Here is a 22584-nt window from a genome sequence, read left to right as displayed (position 1 = left end):
GGACGCTCGTTTTCGGGAGAGTTTCGCGCCGGTGAGTACCGAACGCAGTGAAGTGGCCACCGCCAGGTCCGGCTCGGCCGTTTGCCTTTATCTGGAACACTTCGGCCTGAGGGAGCGGCCGTTCAGCCTGCAGCCGGACCCCGCCTACCTGTACTGGTCAGAAGAGCATGCCCGCGCCTATGCGATGCTGGAATACGGACTGGCGAGCTTCGCGCCGATCATCGTCATTACCGGGGAGATCGGTGCTGGCAAGACAACGCTGGTGCGCCACCTGCTTTCGTCCGCGCCCAGTTCGCTGCAGGTCGGCCTGATCTCGGACGTGCACGGTAATCGCGGCCAGCTGCTGCAGTGGATCCTGCGTGCACTTGGTGACAATGAGGCCGAGAAGTCGATGTCCTACGTGAAGCGCCTCTCGCGCTTTGAGGAATACCTGCACCGCCAGGCGATGGCCGGAAACCGCACCCTGCTCGTCTTCGACGAGGCCCAGAACCTCTCGGCAAAGAAGCTCGAGGAGCTCAGGTGCTTTTCCAACCTCAACGGCGGAAACATGGAGTTGCTCCAGCTTCTGCTGGTGGGCCAGCCGGAGCTGAACGAAATTCTGGCGCGGCCGCGCCTGCTGCAGTTCGCCCAACGCGTCTCCGCCAAGCACCACCTGTCCGGCATGCCGTTGTCGGCGGTGCGGCCCTACATTAATCACCGGCTTGTGACTGCCGGCGCCAAGTCTTGGATATTTACCCCAGGCGCTTGCGATCTGGTCGCGGCCGCCAGCGCAGGCCTGCCGCGGGTCATCAACCAGATTTGCGACTACGCGCTGGTCTATGCCTTCGCCGAGGGCCGCACGGTCGTGGCGGCGGATCTGGTTCAGCAGGTGATCGACGAGCGTGGCATCCGCTCGCTCGTGCCCCAGCCCGCAGCCAGGTAATCACCAGCCGGAAAAGAAAACGGCGCGGAACACGTTCCGCGCCGTAACAATTTTTGCCTGACTTAGCGCCAGATGCCGCGTGTGTCGTAGACGACCTTGCCGCCCAGGCGGGTATGACGCATCGCCCGGAACGGCTCGTGTTCGACCAGCAGAACCACGATGTCAGCCTCTTCAACCGCCTGCACCGCGTCCTTGAGCTTCAGGTTCTCGCAATCCGAAAGGAGCGGCGGCAGTTCGGCGACATAAGGGTCGCAGGCGGCGATCTCGACATCCGGCAGTCCTTTGGCGATCAGGTTCACCACCTCCACCGCGGGGCTCTCGCGGATGTCGTCGACGTTCGCCTTGAAGGTAAGGCCAAGGCAAGCAATCGAGGGGGCTCGGAACCGCTGTGCCTTGGCGATCACCTGCTCCGCCACATGGTGGGGCCGGCGATCATTGACTTCCCGGGCTGTCCGCAGCAGCGGCGATAGCTGCGGCGCGGCCGCCACGATGAACCACGGATCAACCGGTATGCAGTGCCCGCCGACACCTGGACCGGGATTGAGGATATTCACGCGCGGGTGCCGGTTTGCGAGGCGGATGACCTCCCACACATCGACGTGCAGATACTCGCAGATCAGCGAAATCTCGTTGGCGAAGGCGATATTGACGTCGCGATAGGCGTTTTCGACCAGCTTGGCCATCTCGGCACTGGCGGCGTCCGTCAGCAGGATCTCGCCCTGCGCGAATACGCGATAGATCGAGGCTGCCTTCTGCGCGCAACGCGGCGTTATCCCACCAACGATGCGGTCGTTGGTGATCATCTCGATCATGATGCGGCCGGGCAACACGCGCTCCGGGCAGTGCGCCAGGTGGATGTCGGGCTGCGGCTCGGTGTCATGCGGCAGTTTGAGGTCTGGCCGCTCTTCGCCGATCCAGCCCTTTACTTTTTCGGTCGTTCCAGGCGGCGAGGTCGATTCCAGCACCACGATCGCGCCACGCCTCAGCTTCGGCGCAATGCTGCGCGCGGCCGCCTCGACATAGGCGAGATCCGCCTTGCGATCCTCGGTGAAAGGGGTGGGCACCGCGATGATGTAGGCATCCGCCTCGGGCATCTCACGCGTTGCGACGAGCCTCCCCATCGCCACCGCGCCGCTGACGGCAACCGCAAGGTCAGGTTCCACGAAGGGCACCTCCCCCCGTGACACCGCCTCGACGATGGCGGGATTGACGTCCACCCCGACCACATCGATGCCCCGTGTTGCTAGCGCCACCGCGGTGGGCAGCCCAATATACCCCAGGCCGACGATGGCGACCTTGCCCGTGAATTTGTCGTCCATGAAACGGTCCTAGATGTGCCTGATGCCTGATGCCGAAGCTTGAATCCTCGGAGCTTCGAAGGGATGCGCCGGCCGCAGCAACTCAGCGAGCGTCAGCAGGATGAAGCTCGTGTTCGTGCTGAAGTACCGCCACCACATGCGTCGAGGCTCCTGGACCACCCGATACGCCCACTCCATGCCCGCCCGTTGCCAGGCAACCGGAGCCCGCTTGGTGTGACCAGCCATGATGTCGAACGAGCCGCCTACCCCGTGCAAAACTGGCACGTTCAGCGACGGGCCGTACTTTGCGAGGAAGATCTCCTTGCGTGGCGAGGTCATGCCGATAAACAGCATGTCGGCACCCGATTGCGCGATGTCCTGCGCAATGCTTTCACTATCCGCGTCGGCAAAGTAGCCGTGATGGCTGCCGGCGAGCCGCGCGCCCGGATAGCGCTGTGCGACCACCGCCTTGAGCTTCTCCAGAACCTCCGGCTTTGCCCCCAGTAGGTAGATCGAGCGCTGCTGCTGGTCCGCCAGCGCAAGAAGCTGCTCGAAGAGGTCAATACCCGCCACGCGTTCCGGCAGCGGGCGCTTGACCAGCTTGCTCGCCCACACCACCGACTGGCCATCAGCCAGCAGCACGTCACAGTCGAGGAGCGAGTTGCGCAGCAGGTCGTCGCGCCGTGCCTTGACGATCTTAGCCGCATTCAGAACGCCGATCAGCAGCCGCTCCCGGGTCTGGATTGCTGTCGAGCAACGCCGCAGCACGTCATTAAGTGTCAGCGGATCGAGCTGGAAGCCGAACAGCAGCCGGCGGTCGTAGCGCATGGGCGCGTTCATTGCGGCCGCTCCTCTGCCGCTGCAGGCCCGGCGCTCAGCCGCTCCTTCATGCCGTCGGACAGCCAGGCAAACAGCAGCCAGCCAAGCTCGTACGGGCGGCATTCGTAGTCGATCCTGCCGGGACGGAAGACCGCGTCGAGGCCCGGCACCTTGAGTCCCGGCGCTGCAGCCGTTATCGCAGCCGAGATTGCTCGCACCAGTTTCTTCGGCTCATGGCGCGCGACTTTGCGCCAGATGACGTTGTCGGCGTTGCAGACGAGGGACTGACCGGCCTCGTTCGGCCCGTCGAGCCAGTCGATGCCGCGGGCGATCGACGCCATGTGGTCGTGCCCCCCTGCGTCGCGCAGGTCGAGCAGCGCCATCGGCCCCATCGCGTGCTGATGCACACTGTAGACGGGATAGCCCTCGACGACCGTGCCGTTGCGCGTGTCGTAGTGCCACCACCACTGGCCCTGCGGGCCCTGCAGCCGGCAGATCGCATCACCGCTGGCATTGGCTGCAGCCAACGCATCCGGATCGTGCGAGATCATCGACAGCCGGGCGAGTCCCTGTGTCGAGTAGACCTGGTCCGCAAAGCAGCCGATATGCGCCCGCAACCGTCCGCTCGCCGACGCAGGCAGATGATGCGGAAAGAGCCCGTACGGCCCCTGCCCCTTGAGCAGTCGGTCGCGTGCGAGGCGCGTCAGGGTGCGGGTGTCACCAAGCCGACTGCCGGCCACCGCTGCGATAAGCGTCCACGAGCAGTCGACCGTGTCGATCGGCCGGTTTGATTCAAGCAGCGCCACGAGATGTGCGAAGAGCTCCGACGTGAACACGCCGGCAGCTTCCGCCGCCGTCCACGCGGCCAGGGCCACCGCGCCCGGATCCTGCGAAGACTGCGCCCTGTGCGCGCACTGCAGCGCCAGGTCGGCGGCTGTGCGTCCATCAAGTAGCCGCCGCTGCGTCTCTTCGTCGGTGTAGGACAAGCCGAGCGCGCAATTGATGGCGTAGCGCAGGCTGTCGCCTTCCGCGCGGACACCGCTGCCCGTACCGCCATTGTCATTGGTCTTGCGCACCGTATGCGCGAACAGGCCATTGGCATGCATCTGCGGCAGGCCGTCCTTGGCGAGTTCGATAAGCTGCAGGAGTCGGGCATGCGTTGCCGGCGCAACGGACCTTAGTCCTTCCAGGCGGCTATCTGCCAGCAGACCTGCCGGCCCCGTCTCGTTCTGTACAGTCTGGCTAATGGCTACCACGAGCACATCCCATTGGTCCGAGTTGAATCGCTGATGCGGCATGAAGCCGAGGCCCGGAGTTAGGATGATCGGAATGCGACGATACGTGCCAGAAGCCAGATTGGATGATGCGCCGCTAAGGCAGGCTCTTCGGGATGACGCCTCCTACCTCCAACGGCGGAGAGGATTTACGGCTGGAAGCGGCCCTTCCCCTATCGGGCGTGATGAATACGCCCCTGTTCGACATTGCCGCGAAGCCGTCGCCCGTCGATGCTCGCAACGCTGCACCACGCAGCGACCGCAAGCGTCGGCGAGGAACCGTGACAGTTCAGTATCGTGCAGACCATAGTCTCAGGCAAAATCACGCCCTGCCGCCGCTTGCGGTAGTTGTTGTCACCTACAACAGCGCCGACGTCCTTCCAGGCCTGCTCGACTCGCTGGAAGACGGCCTCGCCGATATCGCTCAGCGGCGCATCATCATCGTCGACAATGATTCCGCCGACGCCAGCGCCATCATCGCCCGGCTGCATCCGCTCCAGCCGGAAGTGATCGAAACGGGCCGCAACGCCGGTTATGCGGCAGGCATCAATATTGCCGCCGCGCAGCTCAGTCCCGACAGCGACCTGCTCGTCCTCAATCCCGATTCCCGTCTTCAGCGCGGCGTTGCACGGCGGTTGCAGATCGAACTGCGCAAGGGCAACACCGGAATTGTCGTGCCGCGCCTGCTGAACCACGACGGCACCCTCGCCTACTCGCTGCGCCGCGAGCCGACGATCCTGACTGCCTGGTCGAACGCCCTTCTCGGCGGCCGGCTCTCGCAGTGGCTCGGCACGGGCGACATCATCGGCGATCCCGACCATTATGAAGTCTCACGCGAGATCGAGTGGGCAACCGGCGCGGTGCTCATGATTTCTGCCGCCACACGCCAGCGCGTCGGGCCATGGGACGAGTCGTTCTTCCTCTACAGCGAGGAGGTCGACTACATGCGCCGCACCCGCGCCGCCGGGTTCTCGGTTCAGTACATCAGCGACGTCGAGGTCACGCACTTCGGCGGGGAGTATACGGCCAATCCGTTCCTGACTGGCCTGCTGACCGCCAACATGATCCGCGACTTCGGCAGGCGCCATGGGAAGCTCTCCACGGCCCTGTTCCGGCTTGGACTGGCGGCCGGTGCCGCGCTCCGCGCGCCCTTTGGGCCTGCACATCGTGCCTCGCTCAAGGCTGCGCTCACAGCCCCAACAGCCTGATCAGACGACGCCTTCAGGCCCCCACCTGACCGTGTAGCTCTTGGGCAGAAGAACCCGCTCTACGTAGATGTCGCAACCGGGGAAGAGTGCCTCTACCTCCTTGCGGGAAAGCAGGTTGATGCGGTCGATGTGAAAGCGCCGGCCGCGGACATCCAGGTCCCTGTAATCCTTGGAGAAGGTGAGCAGTTTCCGGCGCGCGGGCGCGGCAAGCCAGTGCAGGAACGGGAGCTGGTAGTGCGGCTCGATCGGGAACTCCCAGGCCGGAGTCTGAACCCAGCCAGCAATCCCGACACGCAGCGATTCGTCGGCCATCGCGCACATATCCGGCCACATGCCGACATGCTCGATTACCGAGTTCGAGTGAACAAGATCGACTGACTTGTCGCCGTAATTGGCCAGGTTGCGTGCATCACCGAGCTCCTCGAGGAACAGGTCGGAGGAAGCGTGACGCCCGAACTCGCTCTCATCGTTATTGAGAAGCCTGATTTCGGCAATGTTGTCGAAGCCGACATTGTCCCAGTAATCCGAACGGCCGCCGATATCGAGGACGGTGACCGGTCGGCCGAGCTTCGCGGCGAGCCGCCCGATCATCTCGCGCAGGATCCTCCCGCGAGCGGTGCGGAAGCGATTGACCGTAAGATCCCTCATTTCCCTCCATTACCTTTTGCAGAAGGTCCAGCCGCTCCGGCGACCGCCTTCCCCCGCTGAGCAGCGACGAAGGCGATACTAGGGACCTTCAGGCCAAGGCAGCTTCTTATCTTCCGCTATAAGACCACATTGAACTGACTGGTTCCATCGTCGCTGTGACCGTCCTGTAGGCTGCGCGCGGTGGCTCGTGGTACCCGAAAGGCGCAGGCAGGGGTAGGTGAGCTTCGACCAACCGGAGCACGGGTGTTACGTCCGCCAGGGAGCAGGAGGCTGAACCTGCGCCATTGGAAGTGGCGCACACGACAACCGTCCGGCTTGTATGAACGCGCAGATGTTCCAGCATCGAGCGACTACAGGCCGGGAGATGACTTGTGAGCAATCTACCAAGCGGTACCGAACAATTCCTCGCCGCCAATAACGAGGCCTACGAGTGGCTGGTGCGGGAGATCACGACGCATGCGAGCACCTGGCATCCGGAGCTTCTGCTCCGCAGGATAGAGGCCGCCGCGAAGTTCGCATCGAACTGCCACACGGGGCGGTTCGCCGACGGCGCTATTGAAAACCTCGCGCTGCGAATCGGCCGGGAACTCCGGGAGCCTGCACAAACAAGCTCAGAACGGCTGCCAAGGGCCGACTGCCGTCGCCGGGTCCTCCACTACTTCGATCGCGTCCACGCCGTCGGTGGCCACACGCGCACGCTGATGCATTGGGCACTCCACGATCGCTCCTCCCGGCACTCGCTTGTACTTGCCTTCCAGGAGGACGTCCCGGTTCCCCCCGGCGTCGAGAAGGCAATCGCCGGAAGCGGCGGCACTATCACGAGACTGCCTGAAACGCCCTCGCGAATCGAACGGGCGCTGTTCCTGCGCCATCTCGCGAAACAGGCCGATCTGGTAGTGCTGCATCACTCGGCATGGGATTCGCTCCCGGTCGTCGCTTTCGCAGTGGAAGGGCTCCCGCCAATTGCGGTCCTGAACCACGCCGACCACATCTTCTGGCTTGGAAGTTCGGTGACGGACCTGGTCATCAACCTGCGCAGCGCATCCATCCCACATTCACGCGACCGGCGTTTCGTCGAGAACAATGCCGCGCTTCCCATTCCACTGGCTGACGACCCCGCCCCCGCGAAGAAGCAGAGCGTGCGGCGCCAGATGGGAATGGCGGACGACGAGATCGTCCTGCTGAGCGTCGCAAGAGCGGAAAAATACCGCCCTTGCGGCGAACATGATTTCGTTGCGACCGCTTCGCGGATCCTGGAAAGCGAACCGAGCGCTCACGTCTTTGTTGTCGGCGAAAGCGCCGAGGGCATCAGCCGGCACATCAGCTACCCTCTCCATCCCCGTTTGCATTTCGTTGGCCAGTTGGAGGATCCGTCGCCCTACCGGGCCGCGGCTGACATCTACCTGGAAAGCTTCCCGTTCGGGTCCAATACCGCCTTGCTCGAAGCCGCTCTTGCGGGGCTGCCGGTCGTTCCTGCTCCCTCGCCGCTGAGCCCGCAGCTGATCGCGGGCGATGACGGGCTCTGGGAGATCATCTCAAATCCTTCGGACCAGCAGGAATATGTTTCGCGCGCGGCAAGGCTGATGCGAGAACCGGAAGTTCGCAGGAAGCTGGGGACGGTCCTGCGGGAGCGCATGCTCGCCCGCAACGTCGCGTCCGGATGGCTCGTGGAACTCGGGCGCGTGTATGCGCGGACCGACCACCTCGTCCATTCCCCGCACCCGATCCCCATCGCGCCGAGTATAGCTGAGGATGCCGATCTCGGTCTTTGCCTGTGGCAGGTCATGTCAGGTGACGGCGCGCCGGCTGCCGTAAGGCACGGCGGGCTGAGCCCAGCCGTCACACAGGGCACGTTCGCCCGGCAGCGAGTCGGCGATTTCGGCACCGCGCGTCGCATCGTCCTGAGCGCTCTGGCCTCGGCTCCGCTCGACAGTGCATCCTGGAAGCTGGCCAAGTTCTCCCTGCGCAGCCATGTAGGCGCGGCGCTTCGCTGGCTGCGTAACGGCGATCCGCTGTTGGGATCATAAACAACCAGTTCAGGCTTCTGCCGGCATCAGGACGCGACCGCCGCCGAAGGGAACTGCCCTCGGCTGCTGCCAGACGGATGGGAGACGCGTTGCCGCGGGGCCTGTCACGAGCCAGAGCATGCCATCATGCACGCCGAGTAGCGCAGGGACGCCGCTTTGATCCGGCAGTGCGCTTAGCGTCCGAAGGTGCTCGAGCGAAAGATGCGTCACAAGCGCCGAATCTCCTGCCGGCACTCGACGCAAAGCCGCCACTAATTCCTGTTCCGAACTGACCGCCTCGAAACGGACCTCACGGCCGCGCCGCGTCAGACGTAAAGTTTCAGATTGGAAGGGGGAGAAGCTCCCGTCATCAACGTTGATGACATGAAGCACACGCCCCTCACCTACCTGCAACAAATCGACATCGCTGCGGATATCGCCGATCACTCCCGGTATGTTCAGATGCTGCCTCGCCCTCGCGACAAGCAGCGATTCCCGCAACCAGCGGAAGCGCCAGCCATGGCGGCCGATCAACGGCAATTTGCGCAACCGGTCCTTCACCTCGCCGCCGATTGTTCCGCATGTCGTGCGAAGCGGGATCGCCTCCTGGTGCATCGACGCCACGCGCCGATGTGCAACATCGAGCTGCGCCAGATTGGTTGTCATGCTGTTGTGGGTGATGGCGACGTCGACAGCCCCAACCAACAGCCCGCGGTCCCTGACGCGGATGCCGTATTCCACCGCATAAGCATGCCAAGCCAGTTCAGGATGCTCCGAGATCGGGCATTCGAGGACGAGGTTTCGGGGGAGCATGAAAAGCACTTCATCGAGACTGTCGACCTCAACCGGATCGGGAGCCGTTTGCCCAAGAAGTTCCACGCGATCGCGCATTCGTCCGAAATATTTGCCATCTGATGTGATGCCTACCGCGCCCAGCATTCCCCATCTTGTGTCGCCGGTCAGAAACGCAGCAGCCTCAAGAAGCCGGTCAACTGAATGCAGGTAAACATCCTGATGGACGAACACGATCACGTCGTGCCGGGCTTGGCGCGCGCCATGATTGAGGGCAGCGCCCGCAGTCGCAAAGCCGCCATTCGTGTTGTCGATCGGGATGAACTCGATCTCCTCCCGGCCGGCTATGGAGCTGTCGAGGCACTCCCGGCGCACATCCGGATTGTTGACGACGCTGACGACGGAAACGCCCTGAACTTTGCCGACCATTCCCGTACTTCCTCTCTGGTCTGGTGAGGCTTGGCTTGCGAGGTCCGGCGGACCAACGGTAGCGCAAGCCGTCCCGTCTACTGCCCCGGCAGGGATCGCGGACAGGGTTCCACGAAAGCGGAAGAGCGGCAATTGCACTGGTATCCCACAATGGGATGATTGGGTTCGCTGACGGGCGCGCGCTGCCTTAACATCGCAGAGCAAACGCAAGGGCATCCGGACAGATTGGTCTTGCGCACTTCCCCCGTCCACACATCCCCATCCCCGTCCGAAAATCCATCCCCGCTTACGCCCCTACTCCTTTCGAGGAGCCGCGCTACCGCGTTTTCGTCGGTTTACCGGAAGGTTGAAAAACCGTCTCGTTGCGGGGAGCCGAACAGCGGCGAGAGGATCCCGAACAGATGATTTCTTCGGACGTCGTGCTGGCAGAGGGGGTGGTGATTCATCACCCCGATCTCGTCAACCTTTACGGATGCCGTGTCGGCGCGGGAACGCGCATCGGCACCTTCGTCGAGATCCAGAAGAACGCCGTGATCGGCGCGAACTGCAAGATCTCCAGTCATAGCTTTGTCTGCGAAGGCATCACGATCGAGGATGGCGTCTTCGTCGGCCATGGCGTGATGTTCACCAACGACCTCTATCCGAGGGCCGTCACCCCTGACGGCAACCTGATGACGGATGCCGACTGGGAGCTGATCCCCACTATCGTGCGCGAAGGTGCCGCCATCGGCAGCAACGCGACGATCTTGCCCGGCATCACCATCGGCCGCGGCGCGGTTGTCGGCGCGGGCGCGGTCGTGACCCGTGACGTGCCCGACTACGCCATCGTTGCCGGCGTTCCGGCGGTCGTTACCGGCAGGGCGAAGGACGCGCCTGCCCTGGCTGCGAGGGCCGTGCGATGATCAACATTGCTGTTGTCGGATACGGCTACTGGGGCCCCAACCTCGTCCGCAACCTTGCCGAAATCCCGGATGCCAACCTCGCAGCCGTCTGCGACCTCAATCTCGAGCGGCTGAAGCCGGTCAAGCTGCGCTATCCGCAGGTGACCATCACCGACGATTTCGATGCGCTCCTGCACGACAACTCAATCGACGCCGTCGCAATCGCAACTCCCGTCTCGTCGCACTTCCGCCTCGCCATGGCGGCGCTGAAGGCGGGCAAGCATGTCTTCGTCGAAAAGCCGATCGCCTCCTCTGCCGAGGAAGCAGAGCGGCTGGTGGACGAGGCGGCACGGCGCGGGCTGGTGCTCGCGGTTGACCATACCTTCATCCACACCGGCGCTGTGCGAAAGATGCGCGAGCTGGTCGATGGCGGCCTCGGCGAGATGTACTACTACGACTCCGTGCGGGTGAATCTCGGCCTTTTCCAGCACGACGTCAGCGTGATCTGGGATCTCGCCGTCCACGACCTGTCGATCATGGACTACGTGCTGCAAACGCGTCCCGTAGCGGTTTCGGCGACGGGCGTCAGCCATGTGCCGGGCGAGCCGGAGAACATCGCGTATCTGACGCTGCACTTCCCCTGCAATCTGATTGCTCACATCCACGTCAACTGGCTGGCGCCGGTCAAGGTGCGCCGGACGCTCATCGGCGGAAGCCGCAAGATGATCGTCTATGACGACCTCGAGCCGAGCGAAAAGATCAAGGTCTACGACAAGGGCATTACCCTCAGGGACGCCGCCCAAAGCAATGGCAGCAACGTCTATCAGGCGCTCGTGGGCTACCGCACCGGCGACATGTGGGCGCCGCACCTCGAGGTGACCGAGGCCCTCAACATCGAGCTTCGGGAATTCGTCCGCTGCATCGAAACCAGCGGCACGCCAACTGCCGATGGTCATGCGGGCCTGCGCGTGGTGCGAATCCTTGAAGCAGCAACCCTATCACTGGCCCAGCGCGGCCGCCCGATCGATCTCGAACCTGCAAGGCAAGTTGCATGATCCCGCTTCTCGATCTGAAGGCGCAGTATGCGAGCATCAGAGCCGAGGTCGAACCGGCGGTGCTGAGGGTACTGGCATCGGCGCAATATGTGCTCGGCGAGGAAGTCGCCGCGTTCGAGCGCGAGTTCGCCCGCTATTGCGACGTGACCGACGCCATCGCCGTCAACACAGGCACCAGCGCGCTGCATCTCGCGCTGCTGGCGGCAGACGTCGGGCCAAGTGACGAGGTCATCACCGTCCCGTTCACCTTCGTCGCGACAGTGTCGTCAGTCTGCTATACGGGCGCTACGCCGGTGTTCGTCGATGTCGATCCGGTCACGCTGACGATGGACCCGGCAAAAATCGAAGCTGCGATTACGCCGCGAACCAAGGCGATCCTGCCGGTCCATCTCTATGGCCAGATGGCCGACATGGACGCGATCATGGAAATCGCGCGCCGGCGCGGCCTGCTGGTGATCGAGGACGCCTGCCAAGCACACGGCGCCGAATATCGCGGCCGGCGCGCCGGCAGCATCGGTCTCACCGGCTGCTTCAGCTTCTATCCTGGCAAGAACCTTGGCGCATGCGGCGAAGGCGGCATCGTCGTCACCAGCGATCCGCGCCAGGCCGAAAAGATCCGCATGTTGCGGGACTGGGGCCAGAGCCGCCGCTACTACCACGACATTAAGGGCTACAACTACCGGATGGATGGCATTCAGGGCGCGATCTTGCGCATCAAGCTGCGCCATCTCGAGGAGTGGACGGAAGCAAGGCGGCGCAATGCTGCGCTCTACGACCGGCTGCTGGCGGGCTCATCCGCGATCACGCCCCCCATAGAGATGCCGGGCAGCCGCCACGTCTACCATGTGTACGCGATCCGCACTCGCGAGCGCGACCGGCTGAAGGCCGAGCTGGAGAAAGCCGGTATCAGCACCGGCCTGCACTATCCGGTGCCGGTTCACTTGCAGCAGGCGCATGCGGACCTTGGCTACGGCCCCGGCGATTTCCCGGAAGCGGAAGCCGCAGCCGCCGAGGTGCTGTCACTGCCGATGTATCCGGAACTAACCGCAGAACAGATCGAGCGCATTGCAGCCGCCGTGCATGCGACGGCGCGCGAGGAAGAAACAGTCGGCTAGCCCCCAACGGGCGCCAGAGGGAGAACGAGAATGCTGAAGGACAAGCGCGTCCTGATTACCGGCGGCGCGGGACTGATCGGGTCGCACATCGCCGATCTGGTGGCCGAAAGGGGTCCATCAGAGATCATCATCCTCGACAATTTCGTGCGCGGGCGGCTCGAGAACCTTAAGCAGGCGCTGGCCACCTTCCCACTCACCATCGTCCATGGCGACATCCGCGACCGTGCACTGCTGGCGCAGGTATTTGATGGCGTCGACGTGGTGTTCCACCAGGCGGCGATCCGCATCACCCAGTGCGCGGAGGAGCCGCGCCTTGCCTTCGATGTCCTCGCCGGCGGCACGTTCGACGTGCTGGAAGCGGCTGTGAATGCGAAGGTTTCCAAGGTTGTCGCCGCGTCATCGGCCTCGGTGCTCGGGCTCGCCGAAAGCTTCCCGACCACAGAAGACCACCACCCCTACAACAATCGCACCATCTACGGTGCCGCCAAGGCGTTCAACGAGGGACTGCTGCGCAGCTTCGCCGATATGTACGGCCTGCGCTATGTCGCGTTGCGCTACTTCAACGTCTACGGCCCGCGCATGGATGTGCATGGCGCCTATACCGAAGTGCTCATCCGGTGGATGGAGCGCCTGGCCCGCGGCGAACCGCCACTCATTCATGGCGACGGCTCGCAGACTATGGACTTCGTCAACGTCCGCGACATTGCGCGCGCCAACGTTCTGGCGGCAGAAGCGGACGTCACCGACGAGGTCTTCAACGTCGCCAGCGGAACCGAGACTAGTCTGCTGCAGCTCGCACAGGCGCTGTCGAAGGTGATGGGCGTCAGCATCCCGCCGGAGCACGGTCCTGCCCGCACCGTCAATGGCGTCACCCGCCGTCTTGCCGACACTACCAAGGCTGAGCGGATGCTGGGCTTCAAGGCCGAGATCGGGCTCGAGCAGGGTCTGGAGGAACTCGTCGACTGGTGGCGCGCCGAAAGTGGCACAACCTCGATGGCGGCTGAGTAATGACCAAACGCACAAGTACAATTCCTGTCGCCCGCCCGGTCCTCGACGAACGCGAGGTGGAAGCAGTCCGCCGGGTCATCCTCTCCGGCTGGGTCACGCAGGGACCGGAGGTCGCCGCGTTCGAAAAGGAGTTCGCCGAACTCGTCGGCGCGCCGCATGCCTGCGCGGTCTCCAATTGCACCACGGCGCTGCATTTGGCGCTGCTCGCTGCGGATGTGGGCGAAGGCGACGAGGTCATCACTGTCAGCCACTCCTTCATCGCGACGGCCAACGCCATTCGCTATTGCGGCGCGGTTCCCGTGTTCGTCGATATTGAGCCGGACGGCTTCAACATCGATCCCAACCTCATCGAGGCAGCGATCACGCCGAAGACGAAGGCAATTCTCTGCGTCCACCAGCTCGGTATGCCGTGCGACCTCGCCGCTATCGTCGGCATCGCCCGGCGCAACAACATCCCGGTCATCGAGGATGCCGCCTGCGCCATCGGCAGCGAGATCCTGTGGCAGGGTCGCTGGGAAAAGATCGGCAAGCCGCACGGCGACATCGCTTGCTTCTCCTTCCATCCGCGCAAGGTGATCACCACCGGCGACGGCGGCATGCTGACGACGAAGAACCCGGAATACGACCGGAGATTCAGGCTCTGGCGCCAGCACGGCATGAGCGTGCCGGACACGGTGCGCCACGGCTCGCCCAAGGTGATCCACGAGGACTATCCCGAGCTCGGCTACAACTACCGCATGACCGACATGCAGGCGGCGATGGGCCGCGAGCAGTTGAAAAGGCTGCCCGAGATCATCGAGACGCGCCGGCGGCTTGCCGCGCTCTACACCGAAGCGATCTCGGAGATCCCCGGCTTCGGAACGCCCGTCGAGCCAAGCTGCGTGCGCAGCAACTGGCAGAGCTATTGCGTGCGCCTGCCTGATGGAATCGACCAGCTCGCGGCCATGCAGGCGCTGCTCGACAAGGGCATCTCCACCCGCCGTGGGGTGATGAACTCGCATATTGAGGCGGCTTACGGGGGCGACGGCCTCTTCCGCGCTGGATCGAGCCTCGAGCGCAGCCTGGAGGCGCAGCAGCGCTGCATCATCCTCCCGCTCTCGGTACAAATGACCGAGGACGAGATCTACGAGGTGGTCGACGCGCTCGCCGATCTCGTGATCGAACAGGCTTCCGTATCGATCGCGACCGCTATTTGACCGTCATCGGCAGCCCGGACACCATGAAGACCACACTGTCGGCCTTCGCGGCGACGGCCTGATTGAGACGACCGGCTTCGTCGCGGAACCGCCGCGCCAGCGCATTCTCCGGCACGATCCCGAGCCCGACCTCATTCGAGACGACGAACCACGGCCCTCGCGGACGCGACAACGCATCCGCGAGCCGGGCGGTCTCTGCTTCGACGTCACGCTCGCCCAGCATCACGTTCGTCAGCCATAGCGTCAGGCAGTCGATCAGCACCGGCGCGCCATCAGGCACGTCCTGCAGCACCTCGACCAGATCAAGTGGCGCCTCCAGCGTCTGCCAGTTGTCGCCTCGCCTGTCGCGGTGATGCGCGATCCGCTCGCGCATCTCGTCGTCGAAGGCCTGGGCAGTCGCAATGTAGAACCACGGCGCCGGGAGGGCCGACACCAGCTCCTCGGCATGACGGCTCTTGCCTGAGCGCACTCCGCCCAGCACGAAAGTCAGACGTCCTGTCGCCGCCATCAGCTCACCTGTTCGCATTCCGATAATGCGGTGTCGCGCATCGCATTGCCTCGTGCAACTCTGCACGACTAATTTGTGCGCCAGCCGATGGAAATCTTTCAGCAACCGACCGGGGCTGATATCCGGTTGCCCCGGCCACGCTCCCGAAAGGTTCAGACGTGTCGCTTCCAGCCAAGGACCAGATCACTTCCGATTTCGCCGCCTGCGTCGGCTTCTACACGCGCATCCCGATCCGTCGTGAGCTCGACCCCAGCCGGCCCTTTATCGAGACGCAATGGGCCGCGCCGCTTGCCGGCGCGTTGATCGGCCTCTTCGTCGGCCTGCTCCTTTGGCTGTTCCTTTCACTCGGCGTCCATCCAAACCTCGCCGCAGCCCTTGCGCTCGGCGGCGGTATCGTGCTTACCGGCGCGCTGCACGAGGATGGCCTTGCCGACACCGCTGACGGCTTCTGGGGCGGTAAGACGCGCGAGCACAAGCTCGAGATCATGCGCGACAGCCGCGTCGGCAGCTACGGCGTCCTTGCCCTCATCCTTTCCGCGCTCATTCGCTGGTCTGCGCTCGCCTCGTTCGCCTTCCTGAGCCCGCTGGCGATGATTCTCGCGATCATCGCCGCGCACGCGGGCTCCCGTGCGATCATCCCGGCGCTGATGGTGCACCTGCCCCCTGCCCGCAGCGACGGCTTATCCGCATCCGCCAGCACCCCGCCGAAGGAGATCGCGGCGCTGGCCGCAACCCTTGGCGTCCTCATTGCCCTTCTCTCCGGCTTCTGGTTCGCGCTGCTTGCTGCCGTCCTGCTCGGGATCGTACTGCTCGCGCTCGAAAACACCGCCGAAAGCCAGATCGGCGGGCAGACCGGCGACGTCGCCGGCGCCCTGCAACAGATCGGCGAGATCGTCCTCCTCGCTCTCGCCGCAACGCTCCTAACCTGAGGAATGCATATGACATCCCCCCAATCGATCGACGACATCCGTCGTCTGTGCAGCAATCTGCCTGAAGCCGACTCTGACGCGGCAAAGGCCGCCGCGGCGCGACAGGCCGTGCTGACCAAGCCGCCCGGCAGCCTCGGCCGTCTCGAAGAGCTCGCCATCCAGCTCGCCGGGTGGCAGGGCCGCGAGATCCCGAAGCTCGACAAGGTGGAGGTGCTGATCTTCGCCGGTGCGCACGGCATCACCGCGCGCGGCGTCTCGGCATTTCCGGATGCCGTCAACGCGCAGATGGTCGCCAACTTCGAGGCGGGCGGCGCGGCAATCAATCAGCTCTCGCGCGCGGCTGGCGCGTCGCTGAAAGTGTTTTCGCTGCGGCTCGACACGCCGACCCAGGACTTCACCCAGGCCCCAGCGATGAGCGAGGAGGAGTTCGTAGAGGCGGTCGCTGCGGGATTCGACGCGATCGGCCCCGACACCGACCTTATCACCATCGGAGAGATGGGCATCGGCAATACCACGACGGCCGCCACCATCGCCGCCGCCCTGTTCGGCGGTGACGGCGCGTCGTGGGTCGGCCGCGGCACCGGCGTCGATGACGAAGGCCTGAAGCGCAAGGCCGATACGGTCGATGCAGCACTGGCGCTACACAAGGATGCGATGATCGACGCCGTCGAGGTGCTGCGCCGCGTCGGCGGCCGGGAGCTGGCCGGCATGTTCGGCGCGGTGCTTGCCGCGCGCCTTTGCCGTATCCCGGTCATAATCGACGGCTTCGTCGCCACCGCAGCCGCTGCCGTTCTCGCGAAGCAGTCCGGGGGCGGCCTCGCCCACGCCATCGCGGGTCATGTCTCGGCCGAAGCGCAGCACCGCCGCCTGCTCGATCACCTCGGCCTCGAGCCGCTGCTGGACATGGGCATGCGCCTTGGCGAGGGTACCGGCGCCTGCCTCGCCATCAACATCCTGCGCGGGGCGGTGGCCTGCCACGCCGGCATGGCGACCTTCGCCGAGGCGGGCGTTTCCGACAAGTAGATGCGAAAACGGGGGCCAAGCGGCCCCCGCCTTCTCCTGGGCTTCAGAATTTCACTTACGCAGCCGGCAGCAGAAAACCGGCGAAGAACGCCGCCAGCTCCTCGTGTGCATCGAGTGGCAGCACATGGGCGACGTACTGATCCGGGCGGACGATGACGATCGCGCCCTTCTTGCGGCCGATCCCGCGCATATCGAAGATGTCCCGGCCATTCTTGAGGTCCGGCGAGAACATCTTCTCGTAGTCGATCAGGCCGAACTTGCCCTTCTTCGGCAACAGCAGCGACGGCATCGATTCGATCGCAAGCTCGCGGTGACCCTGCTGGAAGATCGCGCGCACGTCGATCACCGAGTCGATGTCGGCACCAGCCGGCGTGTGCACGCGCAGCGGCGAATTTGGCGCATTCTCAAGGAACTCGCAGAGCGCACGGATCGCCGAGCCCTCGCCGCCGGCATCGCCCTCGCCCGCAAAGGCATAGACATGCCAGCGCGCATCAGCCAGCACGGTGTGGCCAATCTCAATCGGCTTGGCGTCGGCAACCCGGATCACCGGCGCCGAGTGGAAGCGCTGGCCGATCGGAAAGCCCGCCGCGAGCGACTGATACTTCGTGCTGCCGGTGATTTTCGACTCCGTGTAGGTCACCGACATGCCGGCCGTGTAACGGCCGTGCTGGATGAAATAGCGCTGGAACTTTGGCTCCTCGCCATTCGCGCCATCGTCCGCCGACGGCCGCGAGCTGATGATGCGCGACCACTCGCGGTCGAAATTGATGAGGTCCTGCGCTACCGCCTGGCGCTCGGCCGAATAGCTGTGCAGGATTCCCGGCGCGCAGCGGTCAAGCAGCACCGAAGCAAGCTTCCAGCCGAGGTTGAAGGTGTCGCCCATCGACACGTTCATGCCCTGCCCCGCCTTCGGACTGTGCGTGTGGCAGGCATCACCCGCGATGAACACGCGCGGCTGGCGGGTGGCGACCTGATCGGCCGGCACATCGTCGAACTTGTCAGTAAGTCGCTGGCCGATCTCGTAGACCGACCACCACGCCACGTCCTTCACCTCGAAATCATACGGCCGCAAAATGCGCTGGGCGGCCGAAACCAGATGCTCGATGGTGATGTCGCGGTTGTGGACGCGCTCGCCCGCGGCAAGCTTGTCCATCTCGATGTAGAAACGCGTGAGATAGCCGCCCTCGCGCGGGATGATGATGATGTTGCCCTCATGCGCCGACTGGATCAGCGTCTTGCAGCGGATGTCCGGGAAGTTGGTGACCGGCAGCACGTCCATCACGCCCCAGGCCTGGTTGGCCGAATCGCCGACCAGCTCCCGGCCGATCGCCTTGCGCACGCCGCTGCGCGCGCCGTCGCAGCCGACGACGTAGCGGGCGCGCACGGTCACGGTCTCGCCAATGTGCCCCTCGTCCTGACGCTCCAGCGTCACGGTCACCGGATAGTCGTCAGCACTTTCTTCGATCACCAGGCCCGCGAAGGCCAGCGAATAGTCAGGCACCAGCCGTGTCGGCGACTTGCGCATGACCTCGAGATACATGTCGTGCACGCGCGCCTGATTGAGGATCATGTGCGGCATCTCGGACAGGCCGTCCTCGACGTCCTGGATGCGGCCATTGCGGATGATTCGCTCCGGCTCATTCGGATCCGGTTTCCAGAAGGTGGTCTCGTTGACCCAGTAGCCCTGCTTCAGCACCTTCTCGGCAAAGCCGAAGGCGTTGAACATCTCCATGGAGCGGCAGGAAATGCCGTCGGCCTGCCCCTTCTCAAGCGGGCCGTCCTTGCGCTCAACGATTCGCGTAACGATCTGGGGAAACTGCGAAAGCTGTGCCGCAAGCGTCAGGCCAGCGGGACCACAGCCTACGATCAGCACATCAACCTTTTCCGGCAGCGGTCCCTGGTTCTCGCTGCGACCGGCGCCGAGAGGAGCAAGCTCCGGATCCCCCGGACGAAAACCGTTGAGATGATATTGCAAGACCGACCCTCCCGGTTAAATTAGTAAGTACACTTACGATATGGATACGCCGGATGCGTGCGTCAACAAGAATCTGGGTCGCCGCGCATAAGTTGGCTATCAACAAGCCTCCTGCGGGACACAGGCAGGTGTGAGGAGCGGTCGCGATGTACAGAAGTTCTGGAATGCCGGGTCACCTGATCCGCCGGCTGCATCAGCTCTCGACGCAGGTGTTCATGACCCGGATGCGGGAGGCTGGCTTCGACCTCACTCCCGTGCAGTTCGCGGCGCTTGATGCCCTGAGCGACCGTCCCGGTACCGATCAGGCGCGGCTTGCGCAGGCGATCGGTAAGGACAAGGCGACCGTCGGCGCAGTTGCCGACCGCCTTGAGCAAAAGGGTCTGGTAACCCGCCAGGCCAGCACCAGCGACAAACGCGCCTTGCAACTCACCCTGACGCCTGCCGGCGAAGACCTGCTCGAAAAAACCGCGCCGATCGTCGAGGAGCTGCAGAAGGAACTCTTGCCCGGCCTCAACCCTGACGAATACCGGCAGTTCATCGAGCTCGCGACCAAGGCAGCACGGGCTGCGGGCGTGGTGGCGGAGGAATAGCCGAGCACACAGGCCGTGCACTGCCCTGCCCCCCGTTCCCTCGATAAATCAGTCGACGAAGAGCCCGATTTCACCCGCAATGTGAACGCTGTTCCCTCAGGTGACAGGCGGCTGAGGATTCGTCGAAGCGATTCTCGGGGCGTCCGCCCCCCGCTTGCGTACGGTAACCGCGCACACGGCAAAGTAAGCGAGCCAAAAGGTCAGACTTTACAGGAAGAAACGGCCGCAAAGCCTAGAAAGAAAATGGCGCGAGTGACGGGGCTCGAACCCGCGACCTCCGGCGTGACAGGCCGGGGGGAAGTGCCTGTTTCTCATACAAAGTTTCAACTTATTAGGCGCTGCAACGCGCACCAAAACGCATAAAAGTTGAAACCGCCAGCCGACGCGCTGGCGTCTAAGATGGTGACAGATCATGAAGGTGATTGCTTACCGGCTCATGCCGGCAGGTGGGACCACGCGCGCCCGTGTAGACGTTGAGACGCCGTGGGGTATCCGCCTATTCAATGTAGCACTAAAGCAGACCGATCGCGGCTGGCGAGCATTCGGCCCCTCCTCTTTCGGCAGCGCTGCTGTGACGTTCACGCCAGACATCGCTGCTCAAATTATCGACGCCGCTCTGGCCGTTATCGGAGAGATGAACCTTGACCAGCAGCGCGCAGCCTAAGCTCATTTCCTCTCATGATCGCGAGGCCATCATATTCGGCCTTTGCGACCGGTTGTGGGATCACGGCCATTGCATAACAAATGTCGTCCTCGCGCCAGCAAAGGAGGACGGTTCACCGGATTGGCAACGCGCCGCACCGGAGTGTCTCGAAAGCCTTCCCGCTGACGAATGGCCCGATGACGATCAGACCGCGCGACGTGTTGCAGTGTCGGACGACGGAATCGACGGCTGCGCCCGCGATACGTCATACTTGTTGTGGGTGGACGATGACGGCCAGGTCCAGCACGGGCGGATTGCAGGCTTGGCCGATGACGAGGCAATCGCCGAAGCCATCATCGCGCGCGATATAGGCGCCGAGCCGCCGAAGCGTGAACGCGGTAGGGTGGCGCAGGCAGCGGAGAAGCTTCGTCAGGATTTGTTTCCGCTGAAACCAGCAAATGATAACGCGCCACCTGCCGCCGCATTATCGCTCAAGCCGATTGACCCTGCCGAGCTTGCCGATAAGCCGGTTCCCGCGCGCCAGTGGTACATCGACGGCCTAATTCCCGCCCGCAACGTGACGTTGCTTTCAGGTGACGGCGGCACGGGCAAGTCACTCCTGGCGCTGCAGATCGCGGTGGCCGGCGCTTTAGGTATCAGCACGCTAGGCCTTACGCCGCAGCAAGGGCGTACGTTAGTGCTTGCCGCTGAAGATGATCAAGACGAGATCCATCGCCGCCTGGCGGATATCTGTCGCGAGCATGCAGTTGGTATGGCGGGGTTGCGTGACCGGATGTTGGTTATTCCCGCCGCTGGCGAGGACGTGGAACTGGCGTCTCTGGATGCCTCGCGGAGACATCTTCTGCCGACAAAAGTCTACGAAGCGCTACTGGACCAGGTAGCGTTGTTCAGGCCTTCGCTTATTGTACTTGACACCAGCGCTGATCTGTTCGGCGGCGATGAGATCAACCGAAACCAAGTGCGGCGGTTCATCGGAATGCTGCGCGCGTTGGCAATCGCATTCGACACTGCTGTCGTCCTGCTTTCGCATCCTTCCGTTCAAGGGATGCAGACCGGTACGGGTACTTCCGGTTCGACGGCGTGGAACAACTCAGTCCGAAGTCGCCTCTACCTCACCGCTGACAAGGACGATGAGGATCTGCGTGTGCTGAAAGGCATGAAATCGAACTATGGCCGAAAGGGCGAAGAGTTGCGGCTACGTTGGCGCGACGGCGTCTTCGTCATCGATGATGGCCGCTCAACAGCTAGTTCTGCTCTCTTACATCGGAAGGCCGCGAAAGTTTTCCTCGAGGTGCTGGGGAAGTTCAATGAACAAGGCATCAACGTCAGCGCCAACACAGGACCGACCTACGCGCCGAAGCGGATTGCCGAACACCCTGACGCGGACGGGATGTCGAAGAAGGTCTTGGCGGAAGCAATGCAGCGCCTGATGGATAGCGGGCAAATAAGGATGATTACCGAAGGCTCGAAGTCACGACAGCGCAGCCGCTTGATCGCCTCTTAGGGTGGTTTCCATTCGCCTTCCAACTGGCTTCCAACCGCCTTCCAACTGGTGTGTGTGAATATACCCCTATAACCCCATGGCGGTTGGAAGCGCCAACCGCCGGTTGGAAGGACCGGCGGGCGCTGGCCAACCTCTCTGAGAAGATAAGCGGCGTGCTGTGCTGACGCTACTCTACGATGAGGAGTGGGGTAGGTGGAGCGACGGGGAGATCGCACGCCGCGCGGGTGTTAGTACCAATTCGTCCCCGGGCTGAGGTCGTCACTGTCATCGGATGACAGTGAGCCTCGCTCCTACACCACGAAGCACGGCAAATTGTCTGACACGATCAATGTCACGCGAATTGCCACTTGACGCAACGTCATTAGTGTGGCAGCCAGACGTTGCCTGTTCTAATCAGGCTCTAGCCCCGCGATGTTGGTAGCGTCGGGGGCACAAGTCGGCGCCAGCCGGCAAAACAGCCATGACGGCCAGTGAGCTCGAGTGGCCCTGCGCTCCGCGCAGGTGAAGTCCAACTTCAACCCGGCCAGCGTCGGTCGGCCTACCATTCTCCCATTTTGAATTGACGCTCGGAGTCCGTCCATCGACTCCGTTACGCACGCAGGGATTCCGCCCAGCGGCAAGGCGCGCCACGACGCGCTGAAACCAGAACGAAGGAGCAACGTATATGGAGCAGATTTTTGGGAACGAAGGAGCATCTTGCGGCCGAGACTAACGGCGAGCATCAACCCTGCCTCAAAGAC

At 63.5% G+C, this 22584-nt stretch carries 20 protein-coding genes; 13 read left to right on the top strand and 7 right to left on the bottom strand.

The window, feature by feature from the left end:
* Positions 1–31: 31 nt before the first annotated feature.
* A complete protein-coding gene (locus L630_RS0113025) occupies positions 32–922 on the top strand; it encodes an AAA family ATPase (RefSeq protein WP_144703931.1) in 891 nt (296 codons plus the stop codon).
* Between the two features lie 62 nt (positions 923–984).
* On the opposite strand, the gene wecC is transcribed toward L630_RS0113025, so the two are convergent.
* The 3 genes from wecC to L630_RS0113010 are packed head-to-tail and all read right to left on the bottom strand — an operon-like array spanning position 985 to position 4295.
* On the bottom strand, positions 985–2241 hold the full coding sequence (gene wecC, locus L630_RS0113020; RefSeq protein ID WP_024848689.1) for a UDP-N-acetyl-D-mannosamine dehydrogenase: 1257 nt from the start codon (positions 2239–2241) through the stop codon (positions 985–987).
* 9 nt (positions 2242–2250) lie between these two features.
* Positions 2251–3060, bottom strand: coding sequence for a WecB/TagA/CpsF family glycosyltransferase (locus L630_RS0113015; RefSeq protein WP_245263734.1), 810 nt, complete (start codon positions 3058–3060; stop codon positions 2251–2253).
* Complete coding sequence (locus L630_RS0113010) at positions 3057–4295, bottom strand: hypothetical protein (protein ID WP_245263732.1); 1239 nt, start codon at positions 4293–4295, stop codon at positions 3057–3059. Before L630_RS0113010 ends, L630_RS0113015 begins: the two co-directional genes overlap by 4 nt.
* Positions 4296–4429: 134 nt before the next feature.
* Here L630_RS0113010 and L630_RS0113005 point away from each other — a divergent pair, with 134 nt between their 5' ends.
* Complete coding sequence (locus L630_RS0113005) at positions 4430–5521, top strand: glycosyltransferase (protein ID WP_245263730.1); 1092 nt, start codon at positions 4430–4432, stop codon at positions 5519–5521.
* Here L630_RS0113005 and L630_RS0113000 read toward each other — a convergent pair whose 3' ends face one another.
* Positions 5522–6169, bottom strand: a complete 648-nt coding sequence (locus L630_RS0113000; RefSeq protein WP_024848685.1) for a hypothetical protein — start codon at positions 6167–6169, stop codon at positions 5522–5524.
* A 371-nt stretch (positions 6170–6540) separates the two neighbouring features.
* Here L630_RS0113000 and L630_RS0112995 point away from each other — a divergent pair, with 371 nt between their 5' ends.
* Positions 6541–8196, top strand: coding sequence for a glycosyltransferase (locus L630_RS0112995; RefSeq protein WP_024848684.1), 1656 nt, complete (start codon positions 6541–6543; stop codon positions 8194–8196).
* A 9-nt stretch (positions 8197–8205) separates the two neighbouring features.
* Here the strand turns inward: L630_RS0112995 and L630_RS0112990 are convergent, their stop codons facing one another.
* Entirely contained in the window at positions 8206–9396 is a 1191-nt protein-coding gene (locus L630_RS0112990) for a glycosyltransferase (protein ID WP_024848683.1), read from the bottom strand.
* 401 nt (positions 9397–9797) lie between these two features.
* On the opposite strand from L630_RS0112990, the gene L630_RS0112985 reads away from it, so the two are divergent.
* The 5 genes from L630_RS0112985 to L630_RS0112965 are packed head-to-tail and all read left to right on the top strand — an operon-like array spanning position 9798 to position 14651.
* The gene (locus L630_RS0112985; RefSeq protein WP_024848682.1) at positions 9798–10298 is read left to right on the top strand and encodes an acyltransferase; all 501 of its coding nucleotides are present in this window, start codon (positions 9798–9800) and stop codon (positions 10296–10298) included.
* A complete protein-coding gene (locus tag L630_RS0112980) occupies positions 10295–11332 on the top strand; it encodes a Gfo/Idh/MocA family oxidoreductase (RefSeq protein WP_024848681.1) in 1038 nt (345 codons plus the stop codon). The genes L630_RS0112985 and L630_RS0112980 overlap by 4 nt, the downstream gene beginning before the upstream one ends.
* On the top strand, positions 11329–12447 hold the full coding sequence (locus L630_RS0112975) for a DegT/DnrJ/EryC1/StrS family aminotransferase (protein ID WP_024848680.1): 1119 nt from the start codon (positions 11329–11331) through the stop codon (positions 12445–12447). The genes L630_RS0112980 and L630_RS0112975 overlap by 4 nt, the downstream gene beginning before the upstream one ends.
* A 33-nt stretch (positions 12448–12480) precedes the next feature.
* Positions 12481–13455, top strand: a complete 975-nt coding sequence (locus tag L630_RS0112970) for an NAD-dependent epimerase/dehydratase family protein (protein WP_024848679.1) — start codon at positions 12481–12483, stop codon at positions 13453–13455.
* Positions 13455–14651, top strand: a complete 1197-nt coding sequence (locus tag L630_RS0112965; protein ID WP_024848678.1) for a DegT/DnrJ/EryC1/StrS family aminotransferase — start codon at positions 13455–13457, stop codon at positions 14649–14651. Before L630_RS0112970 ends, L630_RS0112965 begins: the two co-directional genes overlap by 1 nt.
* On the opposite strand, the gene cobU is transcribed toward L630_RS0112965, so the two are convergent.
* On the bottom strand, positions 14644–15159 hold the full coding sequence (gene cobU, locus L630_RS0112960; protein ID WP_024848677.1) for a bifunctional adenosylcobinamide kinase/adenosylcobinamide-phosphate guanylyltransferase: 516 nt from the start codon (positions 15157–15159) through the stop codon (positions 14644–14646). The two genes, L630_RS0112965 and cobU, sit on opposite strands and share 8 nt — an antisense overlap.
* Before the next feature lie 158 nt (positions 15160–15317).
* Between cobU and cobS the strand changes: the two genes are divergently transcribed.
* Positions 15318–16088: an adenosylcobinamide-GDP ribazoletransferase gene (gene cobS / locus L630_RS0112955; RefSeq protein ID WP_024848676.1), complete on the top strand. Its 771-nt coding sequence runs from the start codon at positions 15318–15320 to the stop codon at positions 16086–16088.
* A 9-nt stretch (positions 16089–16097) separates the two neighbouring features.
* Positions 16098–17111 carry a nicotinate-nucleotide--dimethylbenzimidazole phosphoribosyltransferase gene (gene cobT / locus L630_RS0112950; protein WP_024848675.1) on the top strand — a complete coding sequence of 338 codons (1014 nt, stop codon included), beginning with the start codon at positions 16098–16100 and terminating at the stop codon, positions 17109–17111.
* Positions 17112–17166: 55 nt separating this feature from the next.
* On the opposite strand, the gene L630_RS0112945 is transcribed toward cobT, so the two are convergent.
* On the bottom strand, positions 17167–19086 hold the full coding sequence (locus L630_RS0112945; RefSeq protein ID WP_024848674.1) for an FAD-binding monooxygenase: 1920 nt from the start codon (positions 19084–19086) through the stop codon (positions 17167–17169).
* Between the two features lie 146 nt (positions 19087–19232).
* On the opposite strand from L630_RS0112945, the gene L630_RS0112940 reads away from it, so the two are divergent.
* The 3 genes from L630_RS0112940 to L630_RS22220 all read left to right on the top strand — a co-directional run bounded on the left by L630_RS0112940 (position 19233) and on the right by L630_RS22220 (position 21844).
* Entirely contained in the window at positions 19233–19676 is a 444-nt protein-coding gene (locus tag L630_RS0112940) for a MarR family transcriptional regulator (RefSeq protein ID WP_024848673.1), read from the top strand.
* 412 nt (positions 19677–20088) lie between these two features.
* The gene (locus tag L630_RS0112930) at positions 20089–20340 is read left to right on the top strand and encodes a hypothetical protein (RefSeq protein WP_024848672.1); all 252 of its coding nucleotides are present in this window, start codon (positions 20089–20091) and stop codon (positions 20338–20340) included.
* Positions 20318–21844 (top strand): AAA family ATPase, encoded by a 1527-nt coding sequence (locus tag L630_RS22220; protein ID WP_024848671.1) that lies wholly within the window; start codon positions 20318–20320, stop codon positions 21842–21844. Before L630_RS0112930 ends, L630_RS22220 begins: the two co-directional genes overlap by 23 nt.
* Positions 21845–22584: the final 740 nt, after the last annotated feature.

Origin of the sequence: Aminobacter sp. J41, assembly GCF_000526635.1 — a bacterium.
GTDB lineage: Bacteria > Pseudomonadota > Alphaproteobacteria > Rhizobiales > Rhizobiaceae > Aerobium.
The sequence above is the reverse complement of the archived record's forward strand: the minus strand, read 5'-3'. Positions and strand labels throughout refer to the sequence as shown.

Bases quoted from the DNA above. Each gene is read 5' to 3' on its own strand.
- wecC (WP_024848689.1), bottom strand. From the start codon at position 2,241: ATGGACGACAAATTCACGGGCAAGGTCGCCATCGTCGGCCTGGGGTAT.
- L630_RS0112985 (WP_024848682.1), top strand. From the start codon at position 9,798: ATGATTTCTTCGGACGTCGTGCTGGCAGAGGGGGTGGTGATTCATCAC.
- cobU (WP_024848677.1), bottom strand. From the start codon at position 15,159: ATGGCGGCGACAGGACGTCTGACTTTCGTGCTGGGCGGAGTGCGCTCA.
- L630_RS0112990 (WP_024848683.1), bottom strand. From the start codon at position 9,396: ATGGTCGGCAAAGTTCAGGGCGTTTCCGTCGTCAGCGTCGTCAACAAT.
- L630_RS0113005 (WP_245263730.1), top strand. From the start codon at position 4,430: ATGACGCCTCCTACCTCCAACGGCGGAGAGGATTTACGGCTGGAAGCG.
- L630_RS0112930 (WP_024848672.1), top strand. From the start codon at position 20,089: ATGAAGGTGATTGCTTACCGGCTCATGCCGGCAGGTGGGACCACGCGC.
- L630_RS0112965 (WP_024848678.1), top strand. From the start codon at position 13,455: ATGACCAAACGCACAAGTACAATTCCTGTCGCCCGCCCGGTCCTCGAC.
- L630_RS0113015 (WP_245263734.1), bottom strand. From the start codon at position 3,060: ATGAACGCGCCCATGCGCTACGACCGCCGGCTGCTGTTCGGCTTCCAG.
- L630_RS0113000 (WP_024848685.1), bottom strand. From the start codon at position 6,169: ATGAGGGATCTTACGGTCAATCGCTTCCGCACCGCTCGCGGGAGGATC.
- cobT (WP_024848675.1), top strand. From the start codon at position 16,098: ATGACATCCCCCCAATCGATCGACGACATCCGTCGTCTGTGCAGCAAT.
- L630_RS0112940 (WP_024848673.1), top strand. From the start codon at position 19,233: ATGTACAGAAGTTCTGGAATGCCGGGTCACCTGATCCGCCGGCTGCAT.
- L630_RS0112980 (WP_024848681.1), top strand. From the start codon at position 10,295: ATGATCAACATTGCTGTTGTCGGATACGGCTACTGGGGCCCCAACCTC.
- L630_RS0112975 (WP_024848680.1), top strand. From the start codon at position 11,329: ATGATCCCGCTTCTCGATCTGAAGGCGCAGTATGCGAGCATCAGAGCC.